This is a genomic window from Acidimicrobiales bacterium (genome assembly GCA_035533595.1).
GTDB lineage: Bacteria > Actinomycetota > Acidimicrobiia > Acidimicrobiales > Bog-793 > DATLTN01.
Genome location: DATLTN010000041.1, coordinates 1 through 14,257 on the forward strand (window position 1 = coordinate 1; position 14,257 = coordinate 14,257).

General features: G+C 69.9%; 15 protein-coding genes. 8 read left to right on the top strand and 7 right to left on the bottom strand.

The annotated features are described in order from the left end of the window. Positions 1-441 (bottom strand): hypothetical protein (locus VNF07_07835; GenBank protein HVB06133.1); only part of this gene is annotated, 441 nt, incomplete at its 3' end. A gap of 3 nt (positions 442-444) precedes the next feature. Continuing rightward, on the bottom strand, positions 445-663 hold the full coding sequence (locus VNF07_07840; protein ID HVB06134.1) for a hypothetical protein: 219 nt from the start codon (positions 661-663) through the stop codon (positions 445-447). 154 nt (positions 664-817) lie between these two features. Here VNF07_07840 and VNF07_07845 point away from each other — a divergent pair, with 154 nt between their 5' ends. After that, positions 818-3,547 carry an Ig-like domain-containing protein gene (locus VNF07_07845; protein HVB06135.1) on the top strand — a complete coding sequence of 910 codons (2,730 nt, stop codon included), beginning with the start codon at positions 818-820 and terminating at the stop codon, positions 3,545-3,547. Between the two features lie 222 nt (positions 3,548-3,769). Here the strand turns inward: VNF07_07845 and VNF07_07850 are convergent, their stop codons facing one another. After that, complete coding sequence (locus VNF07_07850) at positions 3,770-5,341, bottom strand: hypothetical protein (GenBank protein HVB06136.1); 1,572 nt, start codon at positions 5,339-5,341, stop codon at positions 3,770-3,772. A 170-nt stretch (positions 5,342-5,511) separates the two neighbouring features. On the opposite strand from VNF07_07850, the gene VNF07_07855 reads away from it, so the two are divergent. From VNF07_07855 to VNF07_07865, 3 genes are read left to right on the top strand one after another with little or no spacing between them, the layout of a single operon-like run. Continuing rightward, positions 5,512-7,197 (top strand): N,N-dimethylformamidase beta subunit family domain-containing protein, encoded by a 1,686-nt coding sequence (locus tag VNF07_07855; GenBank protein ID HVB06137.1) that lies wholly within the window; start codon positions 5,512-5,514, stop codon positions 7,195-7,197. A 10-nt stretch (positions 7,198-7,207) separates the two neighbouring features. After that, positions 7,208-7,483 (top strand): 4a-hydroxytetrahydrobiopterin dehydratase, encoded by a 276-nt coding sequence (locus VNF07_07860; GenBank protein ID HVB06138.1) that lies wholly within the window; start codon positions 7,208-7,210, stop codon positions 7,481-7,483. Further along, positions 7,387-8,595: a DUF6687 family protein gene (locus tag VNF07_07865; protein HVB06139.1), complete on the top strand. Its 1,209-nt coding sequence runs from the start codon at positions 7,387-7,389 to the stop codon at positions 8,593-8,595. Before VNF07_07860 ends, VNF07_07865 begins: the two co-directional genes overlap by 97 nt. Here the strand turns inward: VNF07_07865 and VNF07_07870 are convergent. From VNF07_07870 to VNF07_07885, 4 genes are read right to left on the bottom strand one after another with little or no spacing between them, the layout of a single operon-like run. Then, a complete protein-coding gene (locus tag VNF07_07870) occupies positions 8,507-9,109 on the bottom strand; it encodes a hypothetical protein (protein HVB06140.1) in 603 nt (200 codons plus the stop codon). The two genes, VNF07_07865 and VNF07_07870, sit on opposite strands and share 89 nt — an antisense overlap. Before the next feature lie 13 nt (positions 9,110-9,122). Next, positions 9,123-10,058 (bottom strand): zinc metalloprotease HtpX, encoded by a 936-nt coding sequence (htpX, locus tag VNF07_07875; GenBank protein HVB06141.1) that lies wholly within the window; start codon positions 10,056-10,058, stop codon positions 9,123-9,125. Between the two features lie 7 nt (positions 10,059-10,065). Next, the gene (locus VNF07_07880; GenBank protein HVB06142.1) at positions 10,066-10,344 is read right to left on the bottom strand and encodes a hypothetical protein; all 279 of its coding nucleotides are present in this window, start codon (positions 10,342-10,344) and stop codon (positions 10,066-10,068) included. Further along, entirely contained in the window at positions 10,341-11,198 is an 858-nt protein-coding gene (locus VNF07_07885) for a PspA/IM30 family protein (protein HVB06143.1), read from the bottom strand. Before VNF07_07885 ends, VNF07_07880 begins: the two co-directional genes overlap by 4 nt. A 139-nt stretch (positions 11,199-11,337) precedes the next feature. Here VNF07_07885 and mca point away from each other — a divergent pair, with 139 nt between their 5' ends. From mca to VNF07_07905, 4 genes are all read left to right on the top strand, one after another. Beyond that, positions 11,338-12,213 (top strand): mycothiol conjugate amidase Mca, encoded by an 876-nt coding sequence (gene mca / locus VNF07_07890; protein HVB06144.1) that lies wholly within the window; start codon positions 11,338-11,340, stop codon positions 12,211-12,213. 68 nt (positions 12,214-12,281) lie between these two features. Beyond that, positions 12,282-12,668, top strand: a complete 387-nt coding sequence (locus VNF07_07895) for an SCP2 sterol-binding domain-containing protein (protein ID HVB06145.1) — start codon at positions 12,282-12,284, stop codon at positions 12,666-12,668. A 180-nt stretch (positions 12,669-12,848) separates the two neighbouring features. After that, entirely contained in the window at positions 12,849-13,499 is a 651-nt protein-coding gene (locus tag VNF07_07900; protein ID HVB06146.1) for a response regulator transcription factor, read from the top strand. Between the two features lie 96 nt (positions 13,500-13,595). Further along, a complete protein-coding gene (locus VNF07_07905) occupies positions 13,596-14,231 on the top strand; it encodes a DUF4255 domain-containing protein (protein HVB06147.1) in 636 nt (211 codons plus the stop codon). The last annotated feature ends 26 nt before the right edge of the window (positions 14,232-14,257 follow it).

Below are 14,257 nucleotides of genomic sequence, written 5' to 3' on the forward strand. Positions count from 1 at the left end.
GGCCACGGTGACCGGCGGCAGCCCGACCGATGCGACCGGCTCGGCCACCCTCACCTTCACCGTCCCCGCCGTGCCGAACGGGGCCCAAGCGATCGTGGTCTCTGACGGCACCAACAACGCCACCTCCGGCACCAACTTCACCGTCAACGCCGCTGCGACCGGGCTCAGCCCGACCTCCGCTTCACTGGGAGGTTCCGTGTCGATCTCGGCCACAGGCTTCGCGGCAAGCTCAGCTCTCACGGTCACCGTCGGCGGAACGCCGGCGACGATTACCGGGGGCGCGACGAGCGGAACGAACGGCTCCTCTGCGGTGACCTTCACCGTTCCGGCTATCTCAGTCGGTGCGAAGTCGGTGGTCGTGACCGACGGCTCGGCTAACTCGGCCGCCTCGGGAACCAACCTGACCGTGACCGCGGGGGCGGCGAGCCAGCTCGTCTTCACCCGTCAGCCCGCCTCGAGCACCGGCGGCGTGGCGCTGCCGACACAGCCGCAGGTCACTGTCGAAGATGCCGTCGGCAACCCAGTCCTCACCGACAATTCGACCGTCACGCTGTCGATTACCGGCGGGACGCCGGTGAGCGGTGGCCCGGGCGGGCTCTCGGGCTGCACGCAGTCGGGCGAATCGAGCGGCGTCATCAGCTTCACGGGCTGCTCGATCAACACGATCGGCACCGGCTACAAGCTGCACGCCGCCGACGGCTCTTTGACCGCCGCGGACAGCCCCGCCTTCAATGTCACCCTCGGAAGCGCCACGCACCTCGTCTTCACGACCGAGCCTGCTGCGAGCACGCAGGAGGCCAGCTCGTTCACGACAAGCGTGAGCGAGGAGGACGCCGGCGGCAACGTCGAAACGAGTGACAGCACCATGCAGGTGACGCTGGCAATCGGCACCAACCCGGGTGGAGGCTCGCTCAACTGCGTGAGCAACCCCGTGACGGTGAGCTCGGGGGTCGCGGCGCTCAGCTGTTCGATCAACAAGACCGGGACCGGCTACACGCTCACGGCCTCTGGCTCTGGCCTCATCTCCGGGACGTCGAGCACCTTCTCGATCACGCCCGGGACGGCGACGAAGTTGGCGATCAACACTCCCGCCTCGACGACAGTTACTGGCGGGTCCTTCTCCGTCCAGGTTCAAGAGGAGGACGCGAACAGCAACGTGGTGACCACCGACAGCGCGACGACTGTGGCGCTGTCCCTCGCGACCAACCCCGGAACGGGCTCGCTCGCGTGCAAGCCAAGCTCGAGTACGGCAGTCAGTGGGGGTGTCGCCACCTTCACCTGCAGTCTCAATCAGGCGGGAGTCGGCTTCCTCCTGAAGGCGACGAGTGGGTCGCTGACGGCGGCCAGCACGAGCGCCTTTAATGTGGTCGCTGCGGCGACCGCGGTAGCGATTACCTCGTCGCCCTCGACGAGCCTCACTGGCCAGAGCGTCACCTACACGGCGACGGTGTCGGTGGCATCCCCGGGTGCGGGTTCACCCACCGGAAGCGTCACCTTCACGGACGGCTCGTCGAGCATCTGTAGCGCCGTGGCGCTCAGCTCCGGCTCGGCGAGTTGTACCAACGCCCCGAGCACCGCCGCCACCCACCAGGTGGTCGCGACCTACTCTGGTGACTCGAACTTCGCATCGAGCGCCTCCAGTCAGTTCGGACAGGCGGTGTCGCAGGCGTCCACGAGCACAGCGTTGAGCAGCAGCACCAGCTCGGGCACCGCGCCCGCGTCGGTCAACCTCACTGCTCAGGTTTCCGTTAACACGCCAGGCGCCGGAAGCCCGACGGGCAGCATCAATTTCCTCGACGGGTCCTCGACACTCTGCGCGGGCGTGGCGCTGAGCTCAGGGAAGGCCAGTTGCTCGGCGAGCCTGACGTCCTCGGGCAACCATTCGATCACTGCTGTGTACGGGAGTGACTCCAACTTCGCCGGCAGTACGTCCTCGGCGATCACCGTTAATGTGGCGCCCGCGAACACGGCGCCGGCCACCCCGAGCGCTCCTCCGGCGGCACCTACGGGACTTACGGTCCAACAGGTCGGCAGCAGCGTTGCCGTCGCGAGCTGGAATGCGGTGGCAGGGACAAACCCGACCTACTTCCCGACGTGGTCCTGGAGGACGAAGTCCGTGGTCCAAACCGGGACATCAACTTCGATCCGTTTCTCGTTTCCCGACTCCGTGGCTCCTGGCACCACCATCACCCTCACCGTCTACGCGATGGTGGGTGGTGTCCAGGGCCCGTCCAGTCAGACTTCCTTCACTCTGGTTGACGCGGCTGTGCTCGATCCCCGGACGTCCGAATCGCAAACTGGAACCACGCCCACGTCGAGCTTCCACACCGCGCCGGTGGTAGTTCCGGCCCCCCCTGGCAGTTCCGCTAGCCCGGTGACGGTGTCAACGGCAGCGGTGGGCGAAGGCACGGTCACGGTGCAGGCCTACAAGGGCAACCCGGTGGAGAGCGGGGGGGCCACCTTCGCGGTGTCTGCTCCTGGCACGACGGCCACGCCGACGTCGTTCGTCGACATCCGGGTGACCAAGACGGCTACCGGAGGGCTCAGCAAGTTCAGCTTCTCGATCTGCAACCTCGCCAAGGGTCAGCAGGTGGAGTGGTACAAGTCCTCGGCCAAGGCCTTCGAGCTCGTGTCCGCCGACCTGGTCCGTTACGGCACGCTGAAGGGCCAGTACTGCGCCATCGTCACGCTCACCTCGCACCAGCGTGCCGGTGACCAGCCGACGCTTGCAGAGATGGGCGGCACCGTCTTCGCCGTCGTCACTATCTCCAGAAACGAGATAGGGGCGATCGCCGTGTCGCCGACAGGCACCGTGTACTCGCTCGGCTCGGCGAAAGCCGCGGGCTCCGTCGCTCCGATCAAGTTGGGGGGTGCGGCGGCGGACGTCGCCACGACGAGCGATGGAAAGGGCTACTGGATCGCGACGAGTACCGGACAGGTCTTCGCCTTCGGTGACGCGAAGTTCTTCGGTTCCTTCGGCTCGCTGCACAGCTCTCCGCGGGCGCCGATCAGCAAGCTCGTCCCGACCGCAGATGACAAGGGCTACTACCTCGTCGCTCAGAACGGCAGCGTTTACCACTTCGGTGACGCCAAGTTCCTCGGCTCGCTGGTGACCCGTGGTATCAGGCCACCGACGTCGATCGTCTCGATGGCGGTCACACCCGACGGCAAGGGCTACTGGTTGGCCAGCTACACCGGCCAGGTCTACGCCTTCGGGGACGCGCCCTTCCACGGCTCCTTCACCACCCCGAAGTCGATGGTGCTCCCATACCGGATCGTCGGCATCACGCCGACCAAGGACGGCAAGGGCTACTGGCTGGCGACCGTCACCGGACAGGTCTTCTCCTTCGGTGACGCGAAGATGTTCGGGCAGCTGAAGCTGACGTTGCCGCTGCGCTCGTTGGTCGGCATCGCGGCGTCCCCGAGCGGGAAGGGCTACTCGCTCTTCGACTCCACTGGCCAGGTCTACGGCTTTGGAGACGGCAAGAGCTACTCGGTGCCGAGGGGCTTCAAGGGGACGATCGTGAGCTCGTCGATCGCCTTGTAGCACCGAGGGAACGAGACCAAGGGCCGCCTCACGCCGCTACGCCGGCGAGGCGGCCCTTGGTCGTTCTGGGCGCCGCCGCAACTGGCATGGAACGGATTGTGCTGTCCGGTCAGTGGCCGCCCCTGGATGTCGTGGGCGACAGAGCGTTGATCCGTCCCCCCTCTGGCCGCCGGGACAGCGCACGCCCTGACGGACGCCACCAGGTGCCCCCATGCCCGCAGCTCAGGGGCCGGTGGAACCCTTCGTCGAGAGGGTGAAGGGCTTTGCCCACACGTAGATCCGGTAGGTGCCGTCGGCGTAGACGCGCGTCGGTTGGCCGAAGGTCGACACTGCTGGAGTCCCGCTCACCCCGTTCCACACGGCGCGGGCGTTGAAGATGAGGAAGTTGAAATGGGACCGGGGGCCATACCACCCGGCGGCCGACTGCTTGTCGTAGCGGACGAGGCGGTGGCCGGCTTCCTCGATCACCGGCCGCACGGTCACGGCGTCCTTGCTCACGACGGTGATCACCGAGGCACTCCAGTAGTCGCCGATGCCCTGGCGGAGGCCGTGGGCGGCGAGGAAGTCGGCAAGCGAGGCGGCCGGCTGGGAGGTGGCGGGACCCCGAAGCTCGAGGCCGAAGCTCGACGCGAGGGTGACGACGAGGAGGCCGACGCCGACGAGCCCGACCCGGAGCGCCTTTCCGCTCAAGCCGGCGACGGTCCGGGCGACAACCCGGCCGCCGAGGATCGCGCCGCAGACGACCGCCGGCACCAGGTAGCGGGCGTAGGCGTCGCTCGTGATGATCGGGAGCACGAGGAAGGTCGCGACGCCCATTCCGAAGCCGCCGAGAAGGAGGAGGTCGAGTACGGCGCCGGGAGGCAGCTCCACGGCCCGACGGTGGGAGTGGCGGAGCGCCTGCAGATAGCTCACGCCGGTCACCACCGGGCCGCCGAGCACGAGCGCGAGCGCCAGCAAATGAAGGAGACGGAGTGGGAGCGGGACACCGGAGGGCGTGAAGGGGCCGCCGACCACGCCGACAAGCGCGGCGAAATAGCCCGGAAGGTGCGCGACGTTTCGCAGGAACTGGTGAGCTGAGGCGAAAGTGTTCGCACGCGGCACGACGAAGGTGCCAAAGGCCCGCGCCACCTCGCGGATCACCACGGCGAGTACCCCGGCCGCGAGCGGGGCGAGCAACAGCCCCTTCACCTCACGGAAGCTCTGGCGGAGATGGCCGAGGACGAGGCCGGCGAAGACCATCGGGATCAAGCCGAGCAGGAGCGTTTGGAGGTCGCCGAGGAGTCCGAGCGCGAGGAATAGGACGGCCAATGCCCATCGTGCGCCGAGGCGGTCTCGCTCCACGAGCGCGAAGGCGATCAGGCACCAGAGCAGGCTGCCGACGTGCAGCGGTCCCTGCACGAAGAACAGCGCCATCGCCCGGCTCGGGAAGATGAGGAAGGCGGCGGCGCTCACCGCCCCGGTGGCGGCGGCGAAGCCCCTCCCGCCGTCGAGCGCGAGCGCGACGGCGAGGACGACAACGAGCGCCGCGATCGCCGCGGGCACGGCGGTCATCAGCGTGCCGGTCGTGCCGAAGAGCGCGACGGCGACCGCGTAGAAGGGCACGTCGACGGTCCAGAAGGAGTCCAGCGAGAGGGACCAGCCCTGCAGCAGCGGGTGGCCGTTGGCGACGGCCTGCCCCTCGAGGACCACGGTCGCGCCGTCGGAGTTTCCGGTTGCCACGTGGTGGACGACAGCGAGGAGCGCAGCAGCGGCAGCGGCGAGGAGTATGAGCGCCCCCAGCCCCAAGGCGAGCATTCCCGCCCCACTGTGGCCGCGGGGGCCCGCGGCCCGAGCGGCGGGCGACGCCTCGGCCGAACCCAAGGTCTGCTGGCGCATCGCCGGAGGCTAGACCGCCCGCAGGGCGGATTCTGGCGCTCGTGGCCAGCTGGCGAGGCCCATGGTGGGACGACACGTAGCATCGGCTAGTGGACCGACGGGCTTTCCTCCGTGGCGCGGGGGCCGCCGGCGCGTCCACCCTTCTCGCGCTCGTCGCGGCTGCCTGCGGCCGCGGCGGGCCTGCTCGTCCAGTGCCCACGACCTCGCTCGCGGGGAGGAGGTCGACGCGCGGCGGGGTGCGCGAGGTCGACGGTCTGCGCGTCGCCGACTGGCTGGTCGAGGAGAACGCCCACCGCGCGCGGACCCGGAAATGGATCATCCCCCGCAAGGTCGTCGGCGCCGAGAGTCCGTCGATCGAGGGCTTCATCGACAAGGTCAGTGCGGTTGCCGGGGAGGAGCTCACCCTGTACGTGAACACCGTCGCCGCCAGCTTCCGCGCCTACGTCTACCGGGTCGGTTATTACGGCGGGTACGGGGGTCGGTTGATCGCCCAGTCTCCGGAGCTACGCGGCACACAGCAGCCCACCCCGCATTTCACCGCGGGCGTCAACCTCGTCGAGTGCCGCTGGTCGCCGTCGTGGAGGGTGCAGGTCGGCGATCACTGGCCGCCGGGGAGCTACCTCATCCGCCTGGAGGGCGCTCCCGACCAGCAGCAGTACGTGCCCTTCGTTGTGCGAGATGATGCGAGCGAGGCGACCTACCTCGTGCAGAGCTCGGTCACGACCTGGCAGGCCTACAACCCCTATGGCGGCTACAGCCTTTACGGGGGCCCCGGACAGAACAGCCTCGCGAACCGCTCGCGGGTTGTCTCTTTTGACCGTCCCTATGGCCACGACCGCACCGCGCTCGACGCCCGGGGCTCGGGGGACTTCCTCGGCAACGAGCTGCCCTTCATCTTCCTCGCCGAGCGCCTCGGCCTCGACCTCACCTACTGGACCGACGTCGACCTCCACGAGCAGCCGGCACTCCTCGCCAAGCACCGCTGTCTCATCTCGCTCGGCCACGACGAGTACTGGTCGACACCGATGCGAGACGCCGTGGAGGCAGGGATCGAGAAGGGTCTGAACGTCGCCTTCCTCGGCGCCAACGCCTGCTACCGGCAGATCCGCCTCGAGGCGTCACCGACGGGAGGGAACCGGCGGGTCATTTGCTACAAGGACGCGGCCGCCGACCCGATTGCGAAGGCCGACCCCGCGCTCGCGACGGGTAGCTCTTGGGCGACCGATCTCGTGTCACGCCCAGAGAGCTCGCTGACCGGCGTGATGTACCAGGCGTACGGGGCGAACGCGCCGCTCGTCGTGGCAAACGCCGCCTCATGGGTCTTCGCGGGGACGGGGCTGAAGGACGGTTCACGCCTCTCGAGCGGCGGAAAACAGGACCTGGTGGGTTCGGAGTTCGACGGCTACGAGCCGGGCCTGCACCAGCCTCCCGGCCACGAGGTCGAAATCCTCGCCCACTCGCCGGTGCAGGGAGTGACCGGCTCCGGCTACTCCGACATGGCGTACTACAGCGTCCCCGGCGGCGGCGGCGTCTTCGCCACGGGGACCGCGAGCTGGGTGACCTCGCTGTGGGACGCGCCACCCGGGACGGTCAACCGGCTCGGCCTCGGAGTCGGGAAGGCGGCCGCGCCCCTCGCCTCGATCACGGTGAACGTGCTCCGCGTCTTTGGCGCCGGGCCCGCCGACGAACGCCATCCGTCGGCGACGAACTGGCGCCATTTCTACAGCCCTGGCGCCAAATTCGGCCCCTCGGTCGACGTGGTCCCGACCCGTTAACGTCCCGGGGATGGAGCTCATGGACCCGACCGCACTGGGCGTGGCTCTGCTCGGCCTCGAGTGGCAGCTCGAGGGCGGCGAGCTGGTGAAGGTGGTCCGCCGCCACGACTTCGCGGAAGCGTTGCAGTACGTGAACGCGGTCGGGCGCCTCGCGGAGTCAGTCGGCCATCATCCCGACATCGAGCTGCGATGGAACACCGTCACGCTCCATCTGCTCACCCACTCGCTCGGCGGCCTCACCGACGCCGACGTCGACCTCGCGGCGCGCATCGACGCGCTCGGCTGACGCCCCGCACCCCCCTTCCCTTCGTCGGGATCGACGAACTCGGCGGACGACCGCACGTCGTCGTCGACGGAGCCGCCCGCCCTGGGACCGTCCTCACCCTTTCGCACTGGCCCGGGAGCGCCACACCGCGCCGGCTGCGGCGCGACCTGTCCGCCGAGATCGCGCTCGCCGCGGTCGGCCGCCGAGGTGCCTGGCGGGGCGCCGAGGCGGTGACCAACGACCACTTCGACGAGGACGGCCTCGCGAGCCTCTTCACCCTCGTCGAGCCTGAGCGGGCGCTCGCGCTGGGAGACCGTCTCGTCGCCTTCGCCGCGGCGGGCGACTTCGACGTCGCTCCCGACCCCGGGGTGGCGAGCAGTGTCCTCGCGGCCCGGGCGCTGCTCGACCCCGAGCGGGGCCGCATCTTGTCCTCGACCGAGCTCGCCGGCACGCTTGCGACAGCGCTCCGCTACGAGGCACTGCTTCCCCGCCTCCCCGAGCTGCTCGAACACCCCGAGCATTTCGCCGCCCTCTACGCCGAGGAAGAGGCGCTGCTTACGGCCTCACGGCGGGCGCTCGCGGAGGGGAGGGTGAGCATCGAGGAGCATCCCGAGCTCGATCTCGCGGTCGTCACCCTCCCAGACGGGGTAGCGCTCGGTCACTTCGCGGTCGGCCACCGCGGCGGCATCCCCCTCCATCCGCTGGCGCTGCACAGCGCGACCCGCCGCAGCCGCGTGCTCGTCGCCTGCGGCTCGCGCTTCACCTACCACGACCGCTACGAGAGCTGGGTGACCGTCGTCTCGCGCCCGGTCGCCCGCCGGCGGGAGCTCGCGCCGCTGGCGCTGCGGCTGAGCGAGGAGGAGGGCCGTGGCGCGCGCTGGACCGCCGACGCCGCGGGAGCCCTCGTCGCGGTGCTCGACCACGAGGGAGAGAGCGCTCTCACGCTCGAGCGGGTGCTCGCGCTGCTCACCGAACACCTGCGCCGGGCACCGGTCGCCTGGGATCCCTTCGCCCCCGGCGGCCGTGGCCCGGGAGGACGTCCTGCTAGTGGACGGGCAGCTTCCAGAGGGGGAACCAGCGGTCGAGGTCGGCCTCGAGGACGAGGTCGCTCTCCAGCTCCACCTTCAGCCTGAGCTCCGCCTCGTTGTCGCGGCGCTCGGGACCGGTCGGGACGAAGGGGTAGAAGGCGCCCCGCTTGTAGAGGTAGACGAGGTAGATGCTCGCCGGCGCGGGGGTGCCGTCGGGGGCCTTCTTGGCGAAGCCGAAGACCGAGCACAACAGCTGTGAGCCGTAGCCGTGCTCCTCAAGCGTCGAGTTCACGTAGTGGACATGGGTGACGAGGTTGGAGAACTCCGGGGCGCCGATCACCACCCAGCGGTAGCCGAACTCGTCGGTCTCGCCGGCGAGCTCGGTGCTCGCGCCGTCGCCGGCGGGGGAGACCTCCGGGGAGAGCATCTGGCGCAGCTCCTCCTCGGTGGCCACGAAGCCCTCGCCGCTTGCCGGCTTGAAGCAGACCCCCGCCTGCCCCGTCGGGAGGAGCCCCTCGGTGACCTCGAGGGTGACCTGCGCGCCGGGGAGGCCGAAGAGGTGGTCGAGGTTGGGGCGGACGGTCTTCGAGCGCCCGAGCAGGGTGTCGAGGATGCCCATCAGGAAAGGTGCTTCACGCCGCGCCGTGGTGCATCTGCGCGTCGAGCTTGGCGAGCTGGTCGAGGCGCTTCTGGAGCGGCGGGTGCGTCGCGAACAGCGTCGAGAGGCTGACGCCCGGGGCGAGCGCCGGCACGAAGTAGAAGGCGTTGAAGTGCTCGGCGCCCCGCAGATCGCGTGTCGGGATGCGGGCCATCTCTCCGCTCACCTTCACGAGCGCCTGCGCGAGCAGTGCCGGCTGGCCGATGAGGATCGCCCCCGAGCGGTCTGCGGCGAGCTCCCGGTAGCGCGAGAGGGTGCGCACGAGGACGAAGCTGACCGCGTAGACGACGGCCGAGACGAGCACCATCGCGAGCTCGATCATCGCCGTCTGGTTGCCGCCGCCCTGGTTGTTGTTGCGGTTGCCACCGCCGAAGCCGCCGAACAGGCCGCTCCAGTAGAAGACCCGCGTCAGCAGCCCGGCCATGATCCCGAGGAAGCTGGCGATCGTCATCACCGCCACGTCGCGGTGCGCGACGTGGCTCAGCTCGTGCGCGAGGACCGCCTCGATCTCGGGCTCGTCGAGGCGGCGCAGCAGCCCGCTCGTCACGCAGACGACGGCGTGCTTCTGGTTCCTGCCGGTGGCGAAGGCGTTCGGGATGTCGCTCTGCGCGACCGCGACGACCGGCTTCGGCATGTCGGCGAGGGCGACCAGGCGGTCGACCACGCCGTGCAGCGCCGGCGCCTGCTCGCGGGTGACGACCTTCCCGCCCATCGAATAGAGGGCGATCTTGTCGGAGTAGAAGTACTGGACGAAGCCGATGACCAGCGCGATCACGACGACGAAGGCCACCGTGAGATGGACCGCGAGCAGCACCGTGACGAAGACCGCGTAGAGCAGCCCGATCAGAAAGACCGTCGTGAGCATGCGTGCCGTGAGACCCCGGTCGGCCGGGAAGCGGGTGCGGGCCATGTCGCTGCTAGGCGCCCGCGTTGGCTTCGCTGGCGAGCAGCTCGCGCACTTCGGCGAGGCTCGCCCCGCTGGCGGGCACCGCGAGGTCTGAGGGGACGATCCGGTCGGCGGCGAGCGGCGCGCCGGCCTCTTTGATCGCGCCGACGAGCGCATCGAGGGCGGAGTGGAACGCCGCCTCGTCGCTCGCCTCGACGGCGGCCTCGACCGCCGCGTCGAGCGAGGCGAGGCGTGTCTCTGCGTCGGCGGGGAGCTCGAACTGCCCCTCGCCGAGGATGCGGACGATCACGCGCCGCCCCCGCTGTCGAGGCTGAAGAGGTCCTTCGCAGGGGCGGCCGCCTGCGGCGGGACCGTCTCGCCCTCCGCCGGCTCCTCGCTGCTCTCCTCCTCGGCGCTCGCCCCCGCGGCGGCGGGCGCAGCGCCGGCGGGCAGCTCGGCCGAGGCACCGGCGGGCAGCTCGCCCTTCAGCTGTGCGAGCTCGAGCTCCACCTGGTTGGTGCGGCTCGTCTTGTCGAGCTCGGCCTGCAGCGGGTCCGAGGAGCCGGAGAGGTCGTTCAGCGCGCCCGAGGCGATGAGCTCGTCGACGGCGCCGGCGCGAGCCTGCATCTGGGAGATGCGGTCCTGGGCGCGCTGCACGGCCATCCCGGTGTCGCTCATCGACTCGGAGATCCCCGAGACCGCCTCGCCGATGTTCGTCTGGGCCTGGGCGGCGGTGTAGGAGGCCTTCAGCGTCTCCTTCTGGGTGCGGAAGGCCTCGACGCGCGCCTCGAGGGCGTGCATCGTCGTGACTAGCTTGTCCTCCTGGTCGACGAGCTGGTCGTGCTGGGTCTTCAGCGACTCGAGCTGGGAGCTGATCGAGGCCCGCCGGCTGAGCGCCTCGCGCGCCAGGTCCTCTCGGTTCTGGCCCATCGCCTGGCGTGCCTGGTTCTGGAGCTTGTTGGCGCTCGCCTGCAGCTGCTCGGCCTGGATCTCGATCCGCCGCCGGGCGGTCGCGACGTCGGCGACGCCGCGGCGCACCTGGGTGAGCTGCTCGACCTGCTTCTCATAAGAGAGGTCGAGGGTCTCCCGCGGGTCCTCGACGCGGTCGAGGACCTTGTTCGCCTTGGCCTGCACGACACTCGACAGGCGCTTCATGAAGGCCATGGCACGCTCCCATTGCTCACCAGCACCGGCGCTGCGCCGACTGCCACGTCCCCGAGCATAGGGCGGCCCCCCTCCCGTGGCGCCCCGCGAGCACGACCGGCTCTGCGGCGTTACGATTGGTCGTTGGTAGGGTCGGGGCGTGACCGAGGAACGCTGCCTGCTGAGCGTGCACGCCCACCCCGACGACGAGTCCTCCAAGGGTGCCTCGACGATCGCCAAGTACCACGCGGCGGGAGTGCACACCGTCCTTGTCACCTGCACCGGCGGCGAAGAGGGCGACATCTTGAACCCGGCGATGGAATCCGCGGAGGTGCGCGCCAACCTCGGGGCGGTGCGCCGCGCCGAGCTCGAGGCGGCGGTGCAGGTCATCGGCTACGACGAGCTCGTCTGGCTCGGCTACCGGGACTCGGGGATGCCCGACTCGCCGGCCAATGCCAACCCCGATTCCTTCGCGCAGGCCGACTTCGACGAGGCAGTCGGTCGGCTGGTCGCGGTGATCCGCCGGGTGCGGCCGCAGGTGATCCTCACCTATGGCGACGAGAGCCGCGGCTACCACCATCCCGACCACGTGCGGGTGCACGAGATCTCCGTCGTCGCCTTCGACGCCGCCGCCGACCCGGCGCGCTACCCCGAGGCGGGGGAGCCCTACCAGCCGGAGAAGCTCTACTACTCGGGTTGGGCACGGGCCTCGTTCCTCCGCCGCCACGAGAAGTTCCTCGAGCTCGGCCTCGACTCCCCCTACGCCGAGCGCATCGCGGGCTGGCTCGACAACCGCGAGGAGCAGGAGCCGACGACCTTCATCGACCTCACCGGTTTCGAGGCCGTCCGCCGCCACGCCCTCCTCGCCCACGCGACCCAGATCGACCCGCAGTCCCCCCACTGGTTCGGTCTCCCCGAGGAGGTCGAGGCCGACCTGCACCGCGAGGACATCTTCACCCTCGCCAAGGCGACGGTGCCGGTGGTGCTCCCCGAGGACGACCTCTTCGCCGGCGTGCGCTCCCTCGCGGCGCGCTGAGCGCCGCCACTTCCCCGCCGCACGCCGCCGCCGTATCCTCCCCGCCAGACCGAGCTTGAGGAGCGCCGATGCCGAAGTGGCTGACCCAGGAGTGGCTGGACGAGAGCAAGCGCCTGGCCGTCGGCCAGCCGGAGCGCCCCGGCGCGAGCGCCCGCCTGCAGTACGTGATCACCGGCGGCCCCGAGGGTGACATCAACTATTACTGGGTCGTCGAGGACGGGAAGCTCGTCGAGAACAAGCTCGGCACGCTCGAGGACGCGGAGGTGACCCTCACCGAGACCATCGACGACGCGCTCGCGATGCAAAAGGGTGAGCTCGACGCGAACGCCGCCTTCATGCAGGGAAAGATCAAGGTCGACGGGGACGTCGCGAAGCTCCTCGCGCTGCTGCCGATCACGATGTCGCCGGAGTTCCACGAGTTCAACGCCGCGGTGCTCGCGATGACGGAGTTCTAGGAGCACCAGCCGCAGCGCGCCGCGCCGCGCTCCCTCCCACCATTTGCACAGGGCCAGGTAGTGGCGAGAATATGCGGGTGGCGGAGTGTTGCACCTTCGTGCAAGATGGGTTGCCCCCGGCCGCCCCTTCCCCCCGACGGGGGAGGGCAGTGAGCACCGTCACGCGCGAGAAGAGCAGCCATGAGCACCTTGGTCCGAGAGCACGAGTACCTCACCCGGCGGATCGCCACCTACGTAGAGACCCGCGACCAGATCACCCGCGCCGGCCTCTCCTCCCAGTTGCGCGGGCAGAGCGAGCTGAGCGTCGTCGACGAGCCCGGCAAGGCCGCGGTGGCCGTCGTCGTCGTCGACCAGATCGACGACGAGGCCGCCCGCTCCATCCGCACGCTGATGCGCAACGGCTGCCTGCACGTCGTGGTCGTCGCCACCAGCCTCGACGACCTCGGCGTCCTGAAGGCCGTCGAGGCCGGCGCCTGCGCCATCCTCCGGCGCACCGAGGCTGCCCCCGAGCGCCTCGCCTCGGTGCTCAGCGCGGCGGTGAAGGGCCACGGCACGCTCCCGCCCGACCTCCTCGGGTCGCTCCTCTCCCAGGTCGGAAAGCTCCAGCGCAACGTGCTCCAGCCGCGGGGGCTGCTCTTCAACGGCTTCACCGAGCGCGAGATCGAGGTGCTCCGGCTGATCGCCGACGGGTACGACACCTCGGCGATCGCCACCCAGCTCGCCTACTCCGAGCGGACGGTGAAGAACGTCATCCACGACGTCACCTCGCGCTTCAACCTCCGCAACCGCTGCCACGCCGTCGCCTACGCGCTGCGCGTCGGCGTCATCTGAGCGCACCGCGGTGGCCCTGCCCGTTCAGGCACCCGCCCCCGGCGTCTCCGCCAGCTCTCCCGTGACGGGCGCCCGTGGGAGCGCGAGGCTCTCGCCATGATCCACGAGATCAGCAGCGCGCTCGAGACCCTCGTCGAGGAGGACGCCGTCCAGGGGGCTGGGGTCGAGGTCGTCTTCGACGCGCCCAACAAGGACTGGGCGAGCCGTCGCAACACGCCGACGGTCAACCTCTACCTCTACGACATCCGCGAGGACCCGCGCCGCCGTTCGACCGGCAACTACCTCGACCGCGACGACGGTGGCGTGCTGCGGGCGACGATGGAGCCCCCCCGCTACTACCGCCTCTCCTATCTCGCGACCGCCTGGACGCAGCGCCCCGAGGACGAGCACCGCCTGTTGTCGGCGCTCCTCTCCTGCTTCATCCGTCACCGCACCCTCCCCGACGAGATGTTGACGGGGAGCCTCGCCGCGCTCGGCATCCCGATCCTGCTCGAGGTCGCCAAGCCGCCGCCCGAGAACCGCCAGATCTCCGAGGTCTGGACCTCGCTCGGCGGCGAGCTGAAGGCCTCGCTCGACCTCGTGCTCACCGCGCCGATGACCTTCGAGCCGATGCCGGTCACCGCACCGCCCGCCGAGGGTGGTCTCGGCGTCCGCACCTTCGGCGAGCCCGGCCAGGAGAGCGTGGCCGGCGCCGCCCGCAACGCGCCCGAGGCCGAGGGGGAGGGCGAATGAAGCCCTCGGTCGCCCACAGGATCTAG

Excerpts from the sequence above, each read along its gene's own strand:
- VNF07_07900 (HVB06146.1), top strand. The coding sequence starts at position 12,849 with ATGAGCACCTTGGTCCGAGAGCACGAGTACCTCACCCGGCGGATCGCC.
- VNF07_07895 (HVB06145.1), top strand. The coding sequence starts at position 12,282 with ATGCCGAAGTGGCTGACCCAGGAGTGGCTGGACGAGAGCAAGCGCCTG.
- VNF07_07850 (HVB06136.1), bottom strand. The coding sequence starts at position 5,341 with ATGCTCGCCTTGGGGCTGGGGGCGCTCATACTCCTCGCCGCTGCCGCT.
- VNF07_07885 (HVB06143.1), bottom strand. The coding sequence starts at position 11,198 with ATGGCCTTCATGAAGCGCCTGTCGAGTGTCGTGCAGGCCAAGGCGAAC.
- htpX (HVB06141.1), bottom strand. The coding sequence starts at position 10,058 with ATGGCCCGCACCCGCTTCCCGGCCGACCGGGGTCTCACGGCACGCATG.
- VNF07_07870 (HVB06140.1), bottom strand. The coding sequence starts at position 9,109 with ATGGGCATCCTCGACACCCTGCTCGGGCGCTCGAAGACCGTCCGCCCC.
- VNF07_07860 (HVB06138.1), top strand. The coding sequence starts at position 7,208 with ATGGAGCTCATGGACCCGACCGCACTGGGCGTGGCTCTGCTCGGCCTC.
- VNF07_07865 (HVB06139.1), top strand. The coding sequence starts at position 7,387 with ATGGAACACCGTCACGCTCCATCTGCTCACCCACTCGCTCGGCGGCCT.
- VNF07_07905 (HVB06147.1), top strand. The coding sequence starts at position 13,596 with ATGATCCACGAGATCAGCAGCGCGCTCGAGACCCTCGTCGAGGAGGAC.